This window comes from Streptomyces sp. NPDC008317 (genome assembly GCF_042955955.1).
Classification (GTDB): domain Bacteria; phylum Actinomycetota; class Actinomycetes; order Streptomycetales; family Streptomycetaceae; genus Actinacidiphila.
Genome location: NZ_JBIBFQ010000003.1, coordinates 181,268 through 198,417, shown reverse-complemented (window position 1 = coordinate 198,417; position 17,150 = coordinate 181,268). Strand labels below are relative to the sequence as shown.

Genomic DNA, 17,150 nt, shown 5'->3' with positions numbered 1-17,150 from the left:
ATGAGCAAGATCCTGATCCGTGGCGCGAAGGTACTGGGCGGCGAGCCGCAGGACGTCCTGATCGACGGCGAGACCATCGCCGGGATCGGCGCGGGCCTGTCCGGCGACGGGACCGAGGACGCCACCGTGGTCGACGGCGAGGGCCGGATGGTCCTGCTGCCCGGCCTGGTCGACCTCCACACCCACCTGCGCGAGCCGGGCCGCGAGGACTCCGAGACCGTGCTGACCGGCACCAGGGCCGCCGCGATCGGCGGCTACACCGCCGTGCACGCCATGGCCAACACCTTCCCCGTCGCCGACACCGCGGGCGTCGTCGAGCAGGTCTGGCGGCTCGGCAAGGAGTCCGGCTACTGCGACGTGCAGCCGGTCGGCGCCGTCACCGTCGGCCTGGAGGGCAAGCAGCTCGCCGAACTGGGCGCCATGGCCGACTCGGCCGCCCGGGTACGGGTCTTCTCCGACGACGGCAAGTGCGTGGACGACGCGGTGATCATGCGCCGCGCGCTGGAGTACGTGAAGGCGTTCGACGGCGTCGTCGCCCAGCACGCGCAGGAGCCCCGGCTCACCGAGGGCGCCCAGATGAACGAGGGCGCCGTCTCCGGCGAACTGGGCCTGACCGGCTGGCCCGCCGTCGCCGAGGAGTCGATCATCGCCCGCGACCTCCTGCTCGCCGCGCACGTCGGCTCCCGCGTGCACATCTGCCACCTGTCCACCGCGGGCTCCGTCGAACTCGTCCGCTGGGCCAAGTCCAAGGGCTGGGACGTCACCGCCGAGGTCACCCCCCACCACCTGCTGCTCACCGACGAGCTGGTGCGGACGTACAACCCGGTCTACAAGGTCAACCCGCCGCTGCGCACCGAGGCGGACGTGCTCGCGCTGCGCGAGGCACTGGCCGACGGCACCATCGACTGTGTGGCCACCGACCACGCACCGCACCCGCACGAGGACAAGGACTGCGAGTGGGCCGCCGCCGCCATGGGCATGGTGGGCCTGGAGACCGCGCTGTCCGTCGTGCAGCACACCATGGTCGACACCGGACTGCTGGACTGGGCGGGCGTCGCCGACCGCATGTCGGCCAGGCCCGCCGTCATCGGACGGCTCGCGGGCCACGGACGGCCGCTCGCCGAGGGCGAGCCCGCCAACCTCGTCCTGGTCGATCCCGCATACCGTGGGGTGGTCAATCCCGCGGGCTTCGCCTCCCGCAGCCGCAACACCCCCTACGAGGGACGCGAACTGCCGGGCCGGGTGCACGCCACCTTCCTGCGGGGCCAGGCGACGGTCATGGACGGGAAGCTCACGTGACACCTCTGACACTGCTGGCGGCCGGTACGGCGCGGGCCGCGGACAAGCACTCGGCGAAGGTCACCGACTGGACCGACCGGATCGGCTGGATCGTCGGCCTCGCCCTGTTCGTCGGCCTGCTGTACTGGCTGATGCGCCAGGGCTGGCAGTGGCGCCGCACCCTCCAGGGCGGCCTGCCCGCACTCCCGCAGGCCCCCGAGGAGACCGGCGAACCGCTCCTGGAATTCGACGGCCGCTACCACGGCAGCACCACCGCGGGGCAGTGGCTGGACCGGATCGTCGCCCACGGCCTCGGCGTACGCAGCAAAGTGACGCTCACCCTCACCGAGGAGGGCCTGGACGCCGACCGCGTCGGCGCCCCCGGCTTCTTCGTCCCCGCCGCCGCCCTGCGCGGCGCCCGCCTCGACAAAGGCATCGCGGGCAAGGTCCTCACCGAAGGCGGCCTGCTGGTCGTCACCTGGGAGCACGGCGGCACCCTCATCGACTCCGGCTTCCGCGCCGACCAGGCCGCGCAGCACCCGGCCTGGGTCGCGGAGATCAACCGCGTCAGCGGCGGCGAGGACGCCCCCGGCCGACGGGCGGCGGACGTCGCCTTCGCGGACCACACACCGGGCGTCGGCCCGGCCGAACAACAGGCAAAGAAGGAAGGCGCACAATGACGACCTCCGTCCGGGCGGCCACCGCACCCGCCGTACTCGTCCTGGAGGACGGCCGCACCTTCCGCGGCCGTGCCTACGGGGCGGTGGGGGAGACCTTCGGCGAGGCCGTCTTCTCCACCGGTATGACCGGCTACCAGGAAACGCTCACCGACCCCTCGTACCACCGCCAGGTCGTCGTCATGACCGCCCCGCACGTCGGCAACACCGGCGTCAACGACGAGGACGCCGAGTCGTCCCGCATCTGGGTGTCCGGCTACGTCGTACGCGACCCCGCCCGCACCCCGTCCAACTGGCGCTCGCGGCGCTCGCTCGACGAGGAGCTGACCACCCAGGGCGTCGTCGGCATCAGCGGCATCGACACCCGCGCCCTCACCCGCCACCTGCGCGAACGCGGCGCCATGCGGGTCGGCATCTTCTCCGGCGAGGCACTGGCCGACGACGGCACGCTGCTCGCCAGGGTCCGGCAGGCCCCCGAGATGACCGGCGCCGACCTGTCCGCCGAGGTCGCCACCCGGCAGACCTACGTCGTCCCGGCGATCGGGGAGAAGCGCTTCACCGTCGCCGCCCTCGACCTCGGCATCAAGGGCATGACCCCGCACCGGATGGCCGAGCGCGGCATCGAGGTGCACGTCCTGCCCGCGAACGCGAGCGTCGAGGACGTCTACGCGGTCGCGCCCGACGGCGTCTTCCTGTCCAACGGCCCCGGCGACCCGGCCACCGCCGACCTCACCGTCATCCAGGCCGTCCTGGAGCGCGGGACCCCGCTGTTCGGCATCTGCTTCGGCAACCAGCTCCTCGGCCGGGCGCTCGGCTTCGGCACGTACAAGCTCAAGTACGGCCACCGCGGCATCAACCAGCCGGTGCAGGACCGCGGCACCGGCAAGGTCGAGGTCACCGCGCACAACCACGGCTTCGCCGTGGACGCGCCGCGCGACCGGGTCAGCGACACCCCGTACGGCCGCGCCGAGGTCAGCCACGTCTGCCTCAACGACGACGTGGTGGAGGGTCTGCGGCTGCTCGACCGGCCCGCCTTCAGCGTCCAGTACCACCCGGAGGCGGCGGCGGGACCGCACGACGCCGCCTACCTGTTCGACCGCTTCGTTTCCCTGATGGAGGGCCAGCGTGCCTAAGCGCACCGATATCCAGTCCGTCCTGGTCATCGGCTCCGGCCCGATCGTCATCGGCCAGGCCGCCGAGTTCGACTACTCAGGCACCCAGGCGTGCCGGGTCCTCAAGTCCGAGGGCCTGCGGGTCATCCTCGTCAACTCCAACCCCGCCACGATCATGACCGACCCGGAGATCGCCGACGCCACGTACGTCGAGCCGATCACCCCGGAATTCGTCGAGAAGATCATCGCCAAGGAGCGCCCCGACGCGCTGCTGCCCACCCTCGGCGGCCAGACCGCGCTCAACACCGCGATCTCGCTGCACGACAACGGCGTCCTCACCAAGTACGGCGTCGAGCTGATCGGCGCCAACGTCGAGGCGATCAACAAGGGCGAGGACCGCGACCTGTTCAAGGGCGTCGTCGAGGCCGTCAAGGCGAAGATCGGCTACGGCGACTCCGCCCGCTCGGTGATCTGCCACACCATGGACGACGTGCTCGCCGGCGTCGACACCCTCGGCGGCTACCCCGTCGTCGTCCGCCCCTCCTTCACCATGGGCGGCGCGGGCTCCGGCTTCGCGCACGACGAGGACGAACTGCGCCGCATCGCCGGCCAGGGCCTGACCCTCTCGCCGACCACCGAGGTGCTCCTGGAAGAGTCCATCCTCGGCTGGAAGGAGTACGAGCTGGAGCTGATGCGCGACAAGCACGACAACGTCGTGGTCGTCTGCTCCATCGAGAACTTCGACCCGATGGGCGTGCACACCGGCGACTCCATCACCGTCGCGCCCGCGATGACCCTCACCGACCGCGAGTACCAGATCCTGCGGGACATCGGCATCGCCGTCATCCGCGAGGTCGGCGTCGACACCGGCGGCTGCAACATCCAGTTCGCGGTCAACCCCGAGGACGGCCGGGTCATCGTCATCGAGATGAACCCGCGCGTCTCCCGCTCCTCCGCGCTCGCCTCCAAGGCCACCGGTTTCCCGATCGCGAAGATCGCCGCCCGCCTGGCCGTCGGCTACACGCTCGACGAGATCCCCAACGACATCACCGAGAAGACCCCCGCGTCCTTCGAACCGACGCTGGACTACGTCGTCGTCAAGGTGCCGCGCTTCGCCTTCGAGAAGTTCCCGGCCGCCGACGCCACCCTCACCACCACCATGAAGTCGGTGGGCGAGGCCATGGCCATCGGCCGCAACTTCACCGAGGCGCTCAACAAGGCGCTGCGCTCGCTGGAGAAGAAGGGCTCGCAGTTCGACTTCGTGACCCCGGTCTCCGCCGCGGACAAGGAAGCGCTGCTGGCCACCGCCGCCGTTCCCACCGACGGCCGGATCAACACCGTCATGACCGCGATCCGCGCCGGGGCCACCCCGGAGGAGGTCTTCGACGCCACGAAGATCGACCCCTGGTTCGTGGACCAGCTCTTCCTGATCCACGAGTACGCCGTCGAACTGGCCGCGGCCGACCGCCTCGACCCCGAACTGCTCGCCGACGCCAAGCGGCACGGCTTCTCCGACGCCCAGATCGCCGGCATCCGCTCGCTGCGCGAGGACGTCGTCCGCGAGGTCAGGCACGCGCTCGGCATCCGCCCGGTCTACAAGACCGTCGACACCTGCGCCGCCGAATTCGCCGCCGACACCCCGTACTTCTACTCGTCCTACGACGAGGAGAGCGAGGTCGCGCCGCGCGAGAAGGCCGCCGTGATCATCCTCGGCTCCGGGCCCAACCGGATCGGCCAGGGCATCGAGTTCGACTACTCCTGCGTCCACGCCTCCTTCGCGCTGCACGACGCCGGGTACGAGACCGTGATGGTCAACTGCAACCCGGAGACCGTCTCCACCGACTACGACACCTCCGACCGGCTCTACTTCGAGCCGCTCACCCTGGAGGACGTCCTGGAGATCGTGCACGCCGAAACGCTCGCGGGCCCGGTCGCCGGTGTCATCGTGCAGCTCGGCGGCCAGACCCCGCTCGGCCTGGCACAGGCCCTCAAGGACAACGGGGTGCCGGTCGTCGGCACCTCGCCCGAGGCCATCCACCTCGCCGAGGACCGCGGCGCCTTCGGCCGCGTACTGGCCGCCGCCGGACTGCCCGCGCCCAAGCACGGCACCGCCGTCACCTTCGACGGCGCCAAGGCCATCGCCGACGAAATCGGCTACCCGGTGCTCGTCCGCCCCTCGTACGTGCTCGGCGGGCGCGGCATGGAGATCGTCTACGACGAGACCCGGCTCGCCTCCTACATCGCCGAGTCCACCGAGATCAGCCCCGACCGCCCCGTGCTCGTCGACCGCTTCCTCGACGACGCCATCGAGATCGACGTGGACGCGCTCTACGACGGCCACGAGCTGTACCTCGGCGGCGTCATGGAGCACATCGAGGAAGCCGGCATCCACTCCGGCGACTCCGCGTGCGCCCTGCCGCCGATCACGCTCGGCGGCCACGACATCAAGCGGCTGCGCGCCTCCACCGAGGCCATCGCCGCCGGAGTCGGCGTACGCGGCCTGATCAACATCCAGTTCGCGCTCGCCGGGGACATCCTCTACGTACTGGAGGCCAACCCGCGCGCCTCCCGTACCGTCCCCTTCACCTCCAAGGCGACCGCGGTGCCGCTGGCCAAGGCCGCCGCGCGGATCTCGCTCGGCGCCACCGTCGCGGAACTGCGCGCCGAGGGCCTGCTGCCGACGACGGGCGACGGCGGCACCCTGCCGCTGGACGCGCCGATCTCCGTCAAGGAAGCGGTGCTGCCCTGGTCGCGGTTCCGCGACATGCAGGGCCGGGGCGTCGACACCATCCTCGGCCCGGAGATGCGCTCCACCGGCGAGGTCATGGGCATCGACGCGGTCTTCGGCACCGCGTACGCCAAGTCGCAGGCCGGGGCGTACGGCGCGCTGCCCACCAAGGGCCGCGCCTTCATCTCGGTCGCCAACCGCGACAAGCGCGCGCTGATCTTCCCGGCCCGCGCGCTGATCGAGCACGGCTTCGAACTGCTGGCCACCTCGGGCACCGCGGAAGTCCTGCGGCGCAACGGCATCGAGGCGCGGGTCGTGCGCAAGCAGAGCGAGGGCGTGGGACCCGAGGGCGAGCCGACCGTGGTCACCCTCATCCACGAGGGCGAGGTCGACCTCATCGTCAACACCCCCTTCGGCACCGGCGGACGCCTCGACGGCTACGACATCCGCACCGCCGCCGTCGCCCGCGGCATCCCCTGCCTGACCACGGTCCAGGCGCTCGCCGCGGCCGTCCAGGGCATCGACGCCTTGACGCGCGGCGACATCGGGGTGCGCTCCTTGCAGGAGCACGCGCGGCATCTGATCGCGGCGCGCGAGGGGTGAGCTGCGGCCCGGCGCCCGCTGTGCGCGCAGTTTCCCGCGCCCCTTCCGGGGCGCATCCCCCTCCGAGGAGATGACCGCTACACGATGTACCACCTCTTCTTCCGGCTCTTCTTCCGGCGCATGGACGCCGAGAGCGCCCATCACCTGGCCTTCCGGTGGATCCGGCTGGTGGCGCGGATCCCCGTCCTGCGCACCTTCGTCGCGGCGGCGCTCGCGCCGCGCTACGCGTCGCTGCGTACCGAGGCCCTGGGCCTGCGGATGCACGGGCCGTTCGGGCTGGCGGCCGGGTTCGACAAGAACGCGGTCGCCATCGACGCGATGGCCATGCTCGGCTTCGACCACGTCGAGATCGGCACGGTCACCGCGCAGGGCCAGTCCGGCAATCCGCGGCCCCGGCTGTTCCGGCTGGTCGCCGACAGCGCGCTGATCAACCGGATGGGCTTCAACAACGACGGGTCCGCCGCCGTCGCGGATCGGCTCGCCGCCCGGCGACCGGTCTTCCGTACCACCGTCGGCGTCAACATCGGCAAGACCAAGACGGTCCCGGAGGAGGCGGCGGCGGGTGACTACGTGACGTCCACCGAGCGGCTGGCCGCGCACGCCGACTACCTGGTGGTCAACGTGTCCTCGCCGAACACGCCGGGACTGCGCAATCTCCAGGCGACCGCCGCCCTGCGCCCGCTGCTGACGGCGGTACGCGAGGCCGCCGACCGTACGGTGACCGACCGCCGCGTGCCGCTGCTGGTCAAGATCGCGCCCGACCTGGCGGACGAGGACGTGGACGCCGTCGCCGACCTCGCCGTGGAACTGGGCCTCGACGGCATCATCGCCACCAACACCACCATCGCCAGGGACGGCCTCGGCCTGGCGTCCGACCCCCGGCTGACCGCGGAGACCGGCGGGCTGTCCGGCGCGCCGCTGGGCGACCGCTCCCTGGAGGTGCTGCGCAGGCTGTACGCGCGGGTCGGCGACCGGATCACGCTGGTCGGCGTCGGCGGCATCCGCGACGCGGAGGACGCCTGGCAGCGGATTCTCGCGGGCGCCACCCTGGTGCAGGGCTACAGCGCCTTCATCTACCAGGGCCCCTTCTGGATGCGCGCGGTCCACAAGGGCCTGGCCGCCCGCCTGGCCACCAGCCCGTACGCCACGCTCGCCGACGCCGTCGGCGCCGACACACGGAAGGTGCCGGTATGACCCCGACCCCGCCGCAGGTGGAACTCGAACCCTTCGGCGCGCGGCTGCGCCGGACCATGGACACCCGCGGACAGCTCTGCGTCGGCATCGACCCGCACGCCGCGCTGCTCACCGCGTGGGGCCTCAACGACGACGTGGCCGGTCTCGAACGCTTCACGATGACCGTGGTCGAGGCGCTGGCCGACCGTACGGCGGTCCTCAAACCGCAGTCGGCGTTCTTCGAGCGCTTCGGCTCGCGCGGTATCGCCGTACTGGAGCGGGCGGTCGCCGAGGCGCGGGCCGCGGGCGTCCTGGTGCTGATGGACGCCAAGCGCGGCGACATCGGCTCGACGATGGCCGCGTACGCCGCCACGTATCTGGACAAGGACTCGCCGCTGTTCTCCGACGCGGTCACGGTCAGCCCCTATCTCGGCTTCGAGTCGCTGCGGCCCGCGCTGGACGCGGCGCGGATCTCGGGGTCCGGGGTCTTCGTCCTCGCCCTGACCTCCAACCCGGAGGGCGCGGAGGTGCAGCGGGCGACGGCGGCGGGCGGCGCGTCCGTCGCGCAGGTGATGCTCGACCACATGGCGGCCGAGAACGCGGGTGTGACGCCGCTGGGTTCGGTCGGCGCGGTGGTCGGCGCGACGCTGTCGGAGGCGGGCGCGGATCTCGACATCAACGGGCCGCTGCTGGCGCCCGGCATCGGGGCGCAGGGCGCCACGCCCGCGGGACTGCCGGCGCTGTTCGGCTCCGCGGTGGCCAATGTGGTGCCCAGCGTCAGCCGGGACGTGCTGCGGCACGGACCCGACGCGGCGGGACTGCGCGAGGCGGCGGCGCGCTTCACCGACGAGGTGCGCGCGGCGGTCTCGGGCGGGTAGCCGTACCGGTCGGGGGTAGGCGGCCCAACGACGGTGCGCGGCAGGGGAGTCCGGGTCCTCCGGGGCCCGGACGGACCCCAAAACGTTGCCCCGGTCGAGCCCCTGATGGGGCCGGTCGCGCGCTGTTTAAACGTCAAAAAGAAGGTTCAGATTCAACCACCGAACGAATTGACGCAGAAACCTGTTCCGCTTTGCCCCAAATATCCCGCTGGATCGAGTCTGACCAGGACTTTTCGTCTGTTCTCGCTGACTTGAGCCGTTCGGACCGCTAGTCTCCGACAGGAGCGGCGACGTTCACTCGCGTCGCTTCTCGCCCCGTAAACGCGGGGGGAGTGTGCTCCACCACACGGTCCATATCCGATTGCTCTACATCCGAGGTGACGTAGGCGTGGCTCTTCCGCCCCTTACCCCTGAACAGCGCGCTGCCGCGCTCGAAAAGGCCGCCGCGGCTCGCCGGGAGCGCGCCGAGGTCAAGAACCGGCTCAAGCACTCCGGCGCCTCTCTGCACGAGGTCATCAAGCAGGGCCAGGAGAACGACGTCATCGGCAAGATGAAGGTCTCCGCTCTCCTGGAGTCCCTGCCCGGCGTCGGCAAGGTGCGCGCCAAGCAGATCATGGAGCGGCTCGGGATCTCCGAGAGCCGTCGCGTCCGTGGTCTGGGCTCGAACCAGATCGCGTCCCTGGAGCGCGAGTTCGGCGGCGCCTCCGCCTGACGGTCCTCGTGCCCCCGGCAAGCTTTGCCCCGCCGCGGCACCAGCACCTCCGGGAACCAGGGATAATCGCTCCATGAGTTCTACAGTCTCCCGGGGGGCGGCCCGCCCCCTCGCTTCGCAGGGGGCCACTCCGGCCCCCCCGGACAGACACCCGCGACTGACCGTGCTCTCCGGCCCCTCAGGGGTCGGCAAGAGCACGGTCGTCGCCCACCTGCGCACGGTGCACCCCGACGTCTGGCTGTCGGTCTCCGCCACCACGCGCAAGCCGCGCCCCGGCGAGCAGCACGGTGTCCAGTACTACTTCGTGGACGACGACGAGTTCGACAAGCTCGTCGCCAACGGCGAACTGCTGGAGTGGGCCGAATTCGCCGGGAACCGCTACGGCACGCCCCGCGCGGCCGTGCTCGACAAGCTCGGCGCGGGCGAGCCCGTGCTGCTGGAGATCGACCTCCAGGGCGCCCGGCTGGTCCGCGAGTCGATGCCCGAGGCGCGCCTGGTCTTCCTCGCGCCGCCGAGCTGGGAGGAACTGGTCCGCCGCCTCACCGGGCGCGGCACCGAATCGCCCGAGGTGATCGAGGAACGGCTGAGCGCGGCCAAGGTCGAACTGGCCGCCGAGGCCGAGTTCGACGTGACCCTTGTCAACACCTCGGTCGAGGCTGTAGCGCGTGAGCTGCTAGCCTTGATGCAGATTGACTGAGCTGACTCAGTCTTTTCCGTTTTCCATCAGTAGTAGGGGTAGGTAGAGCGTGTCCTCTTCCATCACCACGCCCGAGGGCATCATCAATCCTCCGATTGACGAGCTGCTCGAAGCCACCGATTCGAAGTACAGCCTGGTGATCTACGCCGCCAAGCGCGCGCGCCAGATCAACGCGTACTACTCCCAGCTCGGTGAGGGCCTGCTGGAGTACGTCGGCCCGCTCGTGGACACCCACGTGCACGAGAAGCCGCTCTCCATCGCGCTGCGCGAGATCAACGCGGGTCTGCTGACCTCCGAAGCGGTCGAGGCACCCGCGCACTGACGCCAGCACACATCCACACGCGTTTCAGCACGGGCCCGGCGGAGCGACCGCCGGGCCCGTGGTGTGTCATGGGACGTGTCAGGTGACCCGCGCGGAACGGGTCGCGGGACAGGTCGCAGGACGGTTCGGACGACGGATCTCGGGTCGGGAGACACGATGGCGAAACCACAGGTCGTGCTGGGTGTGAGCGGTGGCATCGCCGCCTACAAGGCGTGCGAGCTGCTGCGGCGGCTCACCGAGTCGGGGCACGGCGTGCGGGTGGTGCCCACCGAGTCCGCGCTGCACTTCGTCGGCGAGGCCACCTGGTCGGCGCTGTCCGGCAACCCGGTCTCCACCCGCGTCTGGGACGACGTCCACGAGGTCCCGCACGTACGGATCGGCCAGCACGCCGACCTCGTCGTGGTCGCCCCCGCCACCGCCGACCTGCTCGCCAAGGCCGCCCACGGCCTCGCCGACGACCTGCTCACCAACACCCTGCTGACCGCCCGCTGCCCGGTGGTCTTCGCCCCCGCGATGCACACCGAGATGTGGGAGCACCCGGCCACCCGGGAGAACGTCGCCACCCTGCGCCGCCGGGGCTGCGTCGTCATCGAACCCGCCGTCGGCAGGCTGACCGGCGTCGACACCGGCAAGGGACGGCTGCCCGACCCCGCCGAGATCTACGAGGTCTGCCGCCGCGTGCTGCGCCGGGGACCCGCCGAGCGGGACCTGGCCGGACGGCATGTGGTGATCAGCGCGGGCGGTACCCGCGAACCCCTCGACCCGGTCCGCTACCTCGGCAACCGCTCCTCCGGCAAGCAGGGCTACGCGCTGGCCCGTACCGCCGTGGCGCGCGGCGCCCGGGTCACCCTCCTCGCGGCCAACACCGGACTCCCCGACCCGGCCGGCGCCGACGTCGTCACCGTCGGCACCGCGGAACAGCTCAGGGAAGCGGTGCTCAAGGCCGCCGCCGACGCCGACGTGGTGGTGATGGCCGCCGCCGTCGCGGACTTCCGCCCCGCGCGGTACGCGGCGGGCAAGATCAAGAAGAAGGACGACCAGGAGCCCGCGCCGATCACCCTGGTCCGCAACGCCGACATCCTCGCCGAGATCTCCGCGCACCGCGCCCGGCCGGGACAGCTCGTCGTCGGCTTCGCCGCCGAGACCGACGACGTCCTCGTCAACGGACGCGCCAAGCTCACCCGAAAGGGTTGTGATCTGCTCGTCGTCAACGAAGTGGGTGACGGCAAGGCGTTCGGCACCGAGGAGAACGAGGCTGTGGTACTGGGCGCCGACGGCAGCGAGACCCCCGTACCGTACGGGCCCAAGGAGGATCTCGCGGACCGGGTGTGGGATCTTGTCGGCGCGAGATTGCCGGAAAGCGACACTCGGGTGGACGCGTGATGACGCGTTCCGCCACGAATCCAAAGGCCGAGATGCCGTGTCACGTCCGCGGCGGCGGACTATAAGCTTGCAGTGGAGTGCCGGGCGCAGCCCTGCGCACTCCGCCCAGATTCAGCCAGCAGCCGCTGCAACCCCAGGGAGCGATGTGTCCCGCCGCCTGTTCACCTCGGAGTCCGTCACCGAGGGACACCCAGACAAGATCGCTGACCAGATCAGCGACACCATCCTCGACGCCCTCCTCAAGGCCGACCCGCACTCCCGGGTCGCCGTCGAGACGCTGATCACCACCGGTCAGGTGCATATCGCGGGCGAGGTCACGACCACCGCCTACGCCGATATCGCCACCCTGGTGCGCAACAAGATCCTGGAGATCGGCTACGACTCCTCCAAGAAGGGCTTCGACGGCGCCTCCTGCGGCGTCTCGGTGTCCATCGGCGCGCAGTCCCCTGACATCGCACAGGGTGTCGACACCGCGTACGAGAAGCGCGTCGCGGGTTCCGCCGCGACCGACGACGACCTGAACAAGCAGGGCGCGGGCGACCAGGGCCTGATGTTCGGCTACGCGTCCGACGAGACGCCCGAGCTGATGCCGCTGCCGATCACGCTCGCCCACCGCCTGTCCAGGCGGCTGACCGAGGTCCGCAAGAACGGCCAGATCCCGTACCTGCGCCCGGACGGCAAGACCCAGGTCACCATCGAGTACGACGGCGACAAGGCCGTCCGCCTCGACACCGTCGTGGTCTCCTCGCAGCACGCCTCCGACATCGACCTGGAGTCGCTGCTCGCGCCCGACATCCGGGAATTCGTCGTCGAGGTCGAGCTGAAGGCCCTGCTCGACGACGGCATCAAGCTCGACACCGACGGCTACAAGCTGCTGGTCAACCCCACCGGCCGCTTCGAGATCGGCGGCCCCATGGGTGACGCCGGGCTCACCGGCCGCAAGATCATCATCGACACCTACGGCGGCATGGCCCGCCACGGCGGCGGCGCCTTCTCGGGCAAGGACCCGTCCAAGGTCGACCGCTCCGCCGCCTACGCCATGCGCTGGGTCGCCAAGAACGTCGTCGCCGCCGGGCTCGCCGCGCGCTGCGAGGTCCAGGTCGCCTACGCCATCGGCAAGGCCGAGCCCGTCGGTCTCTTCGTCGAGACCTTCGGCACCGCGAGCGTCGACGTCGAGAAGATCGAGCAGGCCATCAGCCAGGTCTTCGACCTGCGGCCCGCCGCGATCATCCGCGACCTCGACCTGCTCCGCCCGATCTACGCCCAGACCGCCGCCTACGGCCACTTCGGCCGCGAGCTGGAGGACTTCACCTGGGAGCGGACGGACCGCGTCGACGCCCTGCGCGCGGCCGCCGGGCTCTAAGTCCGTACGGCGCCCCCGCCCCGGTATGGGGGCGCCGTCTCGCGGCGGCGCGAGTGTGTCCGAGGGGTCTGTAAGAATCGCAAGGTGAGCAGCGAGAACGGTCAGGACGCCGAGCCCCCCGCAGGGGAGCAGCTCGCGCTCATTCGGGAGACCGTCAAGAAGGCGAAGGAGCCCAAGGCCAAGCCGCGCACATGGCGCGGGGCGGCCCTCGCCGAAGGTCTGCCGGTGGCACGGGTGCTGGTCGACAAGGGGCTGCTGCACCTGGACCAGTTCTTCGACTACGCGGTGCCGGCGGCCATGGACGAGGAGGCCAGACCCGGCGTACGGGTCAGGGTCCGCTTCGGGGCGCGCGTGGTGAAGGGCAGGAGAGAAGGCGGCTCGCTGCACGACGGCTTCATCGTCGAACGGCGGGCCGAGAGCGACTTCCGCGGCCCCCTCGCCCCGCTCGCGCAGGTGCTGTCGACCGAGCAGGTGCTGACCCCGCCGCTGCTGAAGCTGTGCCGCCAGGTCGCTGACCGGTACGCCGGAGCGCTCGCCGACGTCGTCCAGCTCGCCGTACCGCCCAGGATGGCCCGCGCCGAGCGCGATCCGTCACCGGGACCGCTGCCGGACCCGGCGGCGCCGGAGCCGGGGAGCTGGCAGCGGTACGCGACGGGCCCCGCGTACCTCCAGGCGCTGGCCCGCGGCGACACGCCCCGCGCGGTCTGGCTCGCGCTGCCCGGACCGCACTGGCCGCGCGAACTGGCGGTGGCCGTCGCCACCACCCTCGCCTCTGGCCGCGGCGCCCTGGCCGTACTGCCCGACGGCCGGTCCGCCGCCCGGGTCGACGCGGCGCTGACCGAACTGCTCGGCGAGGGCCGCCACGTCCTGCTCACCGCCGACGCGGGCCCCGAGGAGCGGTACCGGCGCTGGCTGGCCGTCAGCCGCGGCGCGGTACGGGCCGTCGTCGGCACCCGCGCCGCGATGTTCGCGCCCGTCACCGACCTCGGCCTCGTCGCGCTCTGGGACGACGGCGACTCCAGCCACGCCGAGCCGCACGCCCCGCAGCCGCACGCCCGTGACGTCCTGCTGCTGCGCGCCGCCGAGGAACGGACCGCGTTCCTGCTCGGCGGCCTCACCAGCACCGTCGAGGCGGCCCAGCTCGTGGACAGCGGTTGGGCGCTGCCGCTGGCGGCCGGCCGGGACGAGGTACGGGCGGCGGCGCCGCTGATCCGCACGGTCGGCGACGGCGACCAGGCCAGGGACGAGGCCGCGCGCGCCGCCCGGCTGCCGTCGATCGCCTGGCAGGTCACGCGGGAGGCGCTGGCGCGCGGCCCGGTCCTCGTCCAGGTGCCGCGCCGCGGCTACGTACCCCGGCTCGCCTGCGACAACTGCCGCGAACCCGCCCGGTGCACCGCCTGCGCCGGGCCGCTCGAAGTCCGCGAGCAGGGCGGCACCCCGCACTGCGGCTGGTGCGGGCGGCCCGCCGCCGACTGGCACTGCCCCGAGTGCGGCGGCTTCCGGCTGCGCGCCCAGATCGTGGGCGCGCGGCGCACGGCCGAGGAGCTGGGGCGCGCCTTCCCCAAAGTGCCGGTACGCACCTCGGGGCGCGACACCGTCCTCGCCTCGGTCGGCGCGGCCCCCGCGCTGGTCATCGCCACCCCCGGCGCCGAACCCGTCGCCGACACCGGCTACGCGGCGGCCCTGCTGCTCGACGGCTGGGCGCTGCTGAACCGGCCCGACCTGCGCGCCGGTGAGGAGGCGCTCCGGCGCTGGGCGCACGCCGCCGCCCTCGTACGGCCCGCGGGCGAGGGCGGTACCGTCGTCATCCTCGGCGAGCCGACCCTGCGGCCCGTCCAGGCCCTCGTCCGCTGGGACCCCGCCGGGCACGCCCTGCGCGAGCTGGCCGAACGCGCCGAGCTGCGCTTTCCGCCGGTCTCCCGGATGGCCTCGGTCGTCGGGCCCCCGGCCGCCGTGGTCGACCTCCTCGACACCTTGCGGCTCCCGCCGGGTACCGACCAGCTCGGGCCCGTGCCCCTGCCCGTCCCCACGTCCGGCCCCGGCCGCACCCGCCGCCACGGGGAGCCGCCGCCCGGCGAGCAGTGGGAACGGCTACTGCTCCGCGTGCCCCCCGGCACCGGCTCCGCCCTCGCCGCCGCCCTCAAAGAGGCCCAGATCGCTCGCGCCACCCGTGGCGCCTCCGACCCGGTCCACGTCCGCATGGACCCCCCCAACATCGGCTGACCGGCTCCGCCGGGGGTTCCCCACGTTCCCGGTGACCCGGTTGACCGCCCCGAACGGCCCCTGTCCCGCGACGGGCTCGTCGTACCTCGTCGCGCAGTTCCCCGCGCCCCTGGAGGGGGCTGTACCTGTCGTATGCGCACGACGGCTCGTCGTGGCTTGTCGCGCAGTTCCCCGCGCCCCTCAAAAGACCGGCGCCACCGTCCCACGATTCGCCGCCGAAACGCGCGCCATTTGCACGAGCACCTGCGGGCTCAGCCCACGCGGACGGATCTATTCCTACGGGGCCACAGCCCCGGCAGGGGCGCGGGGAACTGCGCGACGAGCCACGACGGACCGTCGTGGGAAGCGGACCGCGTGTCCCAGGGCCCTGGGGGGAGGATGGGGGAAGGCACGGCGAGCCGCGACGGGCCGTCGTGGGGGAAAAGGGGGCAACCCCCTCCCGGAAGCGCGCCGCAGGCGCGCGGTGCCCGACCTGTCGGCGTGGCGGGCGGCGGCGGGACTACGGCGCGGAGGAGGGAGGGGGGAGGGGACGGCGTCAGCCGTTGCGCGGCCCGGGGAAGGACGTGACGGCGTCCTCACGGTCGTCGCGTGGCTCACGCGCTTCCAGTGCCCCCAGCGGAAGCGGGCCCGGCGGAAGCGCCCCCGGCATGGAACGGGCGGCGGGGACGGAGGCGAGGGGCGCGGGGCTGCCGGTCACCACCCCGTGCCCGGAGGCGGCCTGCTCGTCGGGTCCGGGAGGCGCGCTGCGGCGCCCGCCGTACCGGCGGTGCACCGCCTGTTTGGTCACGCCGAGCGCGGAGCCGACGGCGTCCCAGGAGAACCCCAGGGAGCGGTCGAACTCCACGGCCGCGGTGACCAGGGTCTCCACGCTGTCGCGCAGCTCCTGAGCGAGCCGGACGGTCGGGGCGGGCGCGCGGCCGTACACGACGAATCCGGCGGTGGGGCCGCTGCGGCGCGGCCGGTAGACGTTGCCCAACTGGGCGGTCAGGGTCCGCAGCGCGTCCACTTGGCGGCGGACCCTTTCGATGTCCCGCACCAGCAGGTGCAGGCTGGCCCGTGCCTGGGCGTCAGGGGTTGCGTGGTCGGGCATCAACAAGCCTCTCCAACCGGCGGTTACTTAAGGAATGGGCCGTGTGCATTGACCCGAATTCGGGCAAACTCTCTTGACCAACGCGCCAGCCGCCCATGGAGTCACGCAGCAAGGGGCGCAGCCCACCCCTCGGGGGGCGCGCGGCCGGGCGCGCACCCCCGCCGCGGCGGGCCGAACGCGCCTCTAGAATTGACCCCTGCCCCGTCCCCGGGGCGGTCAGGACGGCCGGCACCCGGCGTCCGGAGCCGCCGCCGTACGCCCGTTCCAGGAGACCGCCGCCGTGTCCGTCAAGCCCATCCGCCTCTTCGGTGACCCGGTGCTGCGCATGACGGCGCAGCCGGTCACGACCTTCGACAAGGAACTGCGCACGCTCGTACAGGACTTGACCGACACCATGCGGGACGCGCCGGGCGCGGGCCTGGCCGCGCCGCAACTGGGCGTCTCCCTGCGGGTGTTCACCTACTTCGTCGAGGGCGAGCTGGGCCACCTGATCAACCCGGAGCTGACGCTCAGCGAGGACGAGCAGGACGGTCCCGAGGGCTGCCTGTCGCTGCCTGGCCTGACGTACGACTGCAAGCGCGCGTACGGCGTCGTCGCCAAGGGCCGCAACATGTACGGCGACCCGGTCACGATCGAGGGCACGCAGCGGCTCGCCCGCTGCATCCAGCACGAGACGGACCACCTGGACGGGGTCATCTTCATCGACCGGCTCGACACCGAGCAGCGCAAGGCCGCGCTCAAGGCGATCCGCGAGGCGACCGAGGGCCCGGACGGCATCTGGCGGGTGCCGGGCGAGAACAGCGTGCCGCAGGTGAAGATCTCGCCGCACGACACCTTCGGGCGCGGGCAGTGACGCCCGCCCCCTGACGGCGGCCAGCCGTCAGGCCGAAAAGCCCGCCCGTGAACCACCA

14 protein-coding genes are annotated in these 17,150 nt (G+C 72.1%); 13 read left to right on the top strand and 1 reads right to left on the bottom strand.

From position 1 onward, the window contains the following. The 12 genes from ACFY9V_RS10750 to ACFY9V_RS10695 all read left to right on the top strand — a co-directional run bounded on the left by ACFY9V_RS10750 (position 1) and on the right by ACFY9V_RS10695 (position 15,149). Positions 1–1,299 carry a dihydroorotase gene (locus ACFY9V_RS10750; RefSeq protein WP_391160782.1) on the top strand — a complete coding sequence of 433 codons (1,299 nt, stop codon included), beginning with the start codon at positions 1–3 and terminating at the stop codon, positions 1,297–1,299. Next, the gene (locus ACFY9V_RS10745; protein ID WP_391046652.1) at positions 1,296–1,958 is read left to right on the top strand and encodes a hypothetical protein; all 663 of its coding nucleotides are present in this window, start codon (positions 1,296–1,298) and stop codon (positions 1,956–1,958) included. Before ACFY9V_RS10750 ends, ACFY9V_RS10745 begins: the two co-directional genes overlap by 4 nt. Beyond that, the gene (carA, locus tag ACFY9V_RS10740; protein ID WP_355348776.1) at positions 1,955–3,088 is read left to right on the top strand and encodes a glutamine-hydrolyzing carbamoyl-phosphate synthase small subunit; all 1,134 of its coding nucleotides are present in this window, start codon (positions 1,955–1,957) and stop codon (positions 3,086–3,088) included. Before ACFY9V_RS10745 ends, carA begins: the two co-directional genes overlap by 4 nt. Further along, the gene (carB, locus tag ACFY9V_RS10735; RefSeq protein WP_355348779.1) at positions 3,081–6,398 is read left to right on the top strand and encodes a carbamoyl-phosphate synthase large subunit; all 3,318 of its coding nucleotides are present in this window, start codon (positions 3,081–3,083) and stop codon (positions 6,396–6,398) included. Before carA ends, carB begins: the two co-directional genes overlap by 8 nt. 84 nt (positions 6,399–6,482) lie before the next feature. Next, on the top strand, positions 6,483–7,592 hold the full coding sequence (locus ACFY9V_RS10730) for a quinone-dependent dihydroorotate dehydrogenase (RefSeq protein ID WP_391160781.1): 1,110 nt from the start codon (positions 6,483–6,485) through the stop codon (positions 7,590–7,592). A 17-nt stretch (positions 7,593–7,609) separates the two neighbouring features. Next, positions 7,610–8,449 (top strand): orotidine-5'-phosphate decarboxylase, encoded by an 840-nt coding sequence (gene pyrF, locus ACFY9V_RS10725; RefSeq protein WP_391161369.1) that lies wholly within the window; start codon positions 7,610–7,612, stop codon positions 8,447–8,449. Positions 8,450–8,837: 388 nt separating this feature from the next. Next, positions 8,838–9,161: an integration host factor gene (locus ACFY9V_RS10720; RefSeq protein ID WP_093712873.1), complete on the top strand. Its 324-nt coding sequence runs from the start codon at positions 8,838–8,840 to the stop codon at positions 9,159–9,161. Positions 9,162–9,234: 73 nt separating this feature from the next. Next, positions 9,235–9,858 carry a guanylate kinase gene (gene gmk / locus ACFY9V_RS10715; RefSeq protein ID WP_355348790.1) on the top strand — a complete coding sequence of 208 codons (624 nt, stop codon included), beginning with the start codon at positions 9,235–9,237 and terminating at the stop codon, positions 9,856–9,858. Positions 9,859–9,907: 49 nt separating this feature from the next. Then, positions 9,908–10,180, top strand: coding sequence for a DNA-directed RNA polymerase subunit omega (rpoZ, locus tag ACFY9V_RS10710; protein ID WP_033174507.1), 273 nt, complete (start codon positions 9,908–9,910; stop codon positions 10,178–10,180). Positions 10,181–10,336: 156 nt separating this feature from the next. Continuing rightward, on the top strand, positions 10,337–11,563 hold the full coding sequence (gene coaBC / locus ACFY9V_RS10705; RefSeq protein WP_355348794.1) for a bifunctional phosphopantothenoylcysteine decarboxylase/phosphopantothenate--cysteine ligase CoaBC: 1,227 nt from the start codon (positions 10,337–10,339) through the stop codon (positions 11,561–11,563). Positions 11,564–11,708: 145 nt separating this feature from the next. Then, on the top strand, positions 11,709–12,926 hold the full coding sequence (gene metK, locus ACFY9V_RS10700; RefSeq protein ID WP_355348797.1) for a methionine adenosyltransferase: 1,218 nt from the start codon (positions 11,709–11,711) through the stop codon (positions 12,924–12,926). An 84-nt stretch (positions 12,927–13,010) separates the two neighbouring features. After that, a complete protein-coding gene (locus ACFY9V_RS10695; protein WP_391046663.1) occupies positions 13,011–15,149 on the top strand; it encodes a primosomal protein N' in 2,139 nt (712 codons plus the stop codon). Between the two features lie 535 nt (positions 15,150–15,684). Here ACFY9V_RS10695 and ACFY9V_RS10690 read toward each other — a convergent pair. Further along, positions 15,685–16,239, bottom strand: coding sequence for a hypothetical protein (locus tag ACFY9V_RS10690; RefSeq protein ID WP_355348803.1), 555 nt, complete (start codon positions 16,237–16,239; stop codon positions 15,685–15,687). A gap of 280 nt (positions 16,240–16,519) precedes the next feature. Here ACFY9V_RS10690 and def point away from each other — a divergent pair, with 280 nt between their 5' ends. Further along, a complete protein-coding gene (gene def / locus ACFY9V_RS10685; RefSeq protein WP_391046667.1) occupies positions 16,520–17,092 on the top strand; it encodes a peptide deformylase in 573 nt (190 codons plus the stop codon). Positions 17,093–17,150 lie beyond the last annotated feature (58 nt).

Bases quoted from the DNA above. Each gene is read 5' to 3' on its own strand.
- ACFY9V_RS10750 (WP_391160782.1), top strand. From the start codon at position 1: ATGAGCAAGATCCTGATCCGTGGCGCGAAGGTACTGGGCGGCGAGCCG.
- gmk (WP_355348790.1), top strand. From the start codon at position 9,235: ATGAGTTCTACAGTCTCCCGGGGGGCGGCCCGCCCCCTCGCTTCGCAG.
- carA (WP_355348776.1), top strand. From the start codon at position 1,955: ATGACGACCTCCGTCCGGGCGGCCACCGCACCCGCCGTACTCGTCCTG.
- coaBC (WP_355348794.1), top strand. From the start codon at position 10,337: ATGGCGAAACCACAGGTCGTGCTGGGTGTGAGCGGTGGCATCGCCGCC.
- ACFY9V_RS10690 (WP_355348803.1), bottom strand. From the start codon at position 16,239: ATGCCCGACCACGCAACCCCTGACGCCCAGGCACGGGCCAGCCTGCAC.
- ACFY9V_RS10730 (WP_391160781.1), top strand. From the start codon at position 6,483: ATGTACCACCTCTTCTTCCGGCTCTTCTTCCGGCGCATGGACGCCGAG.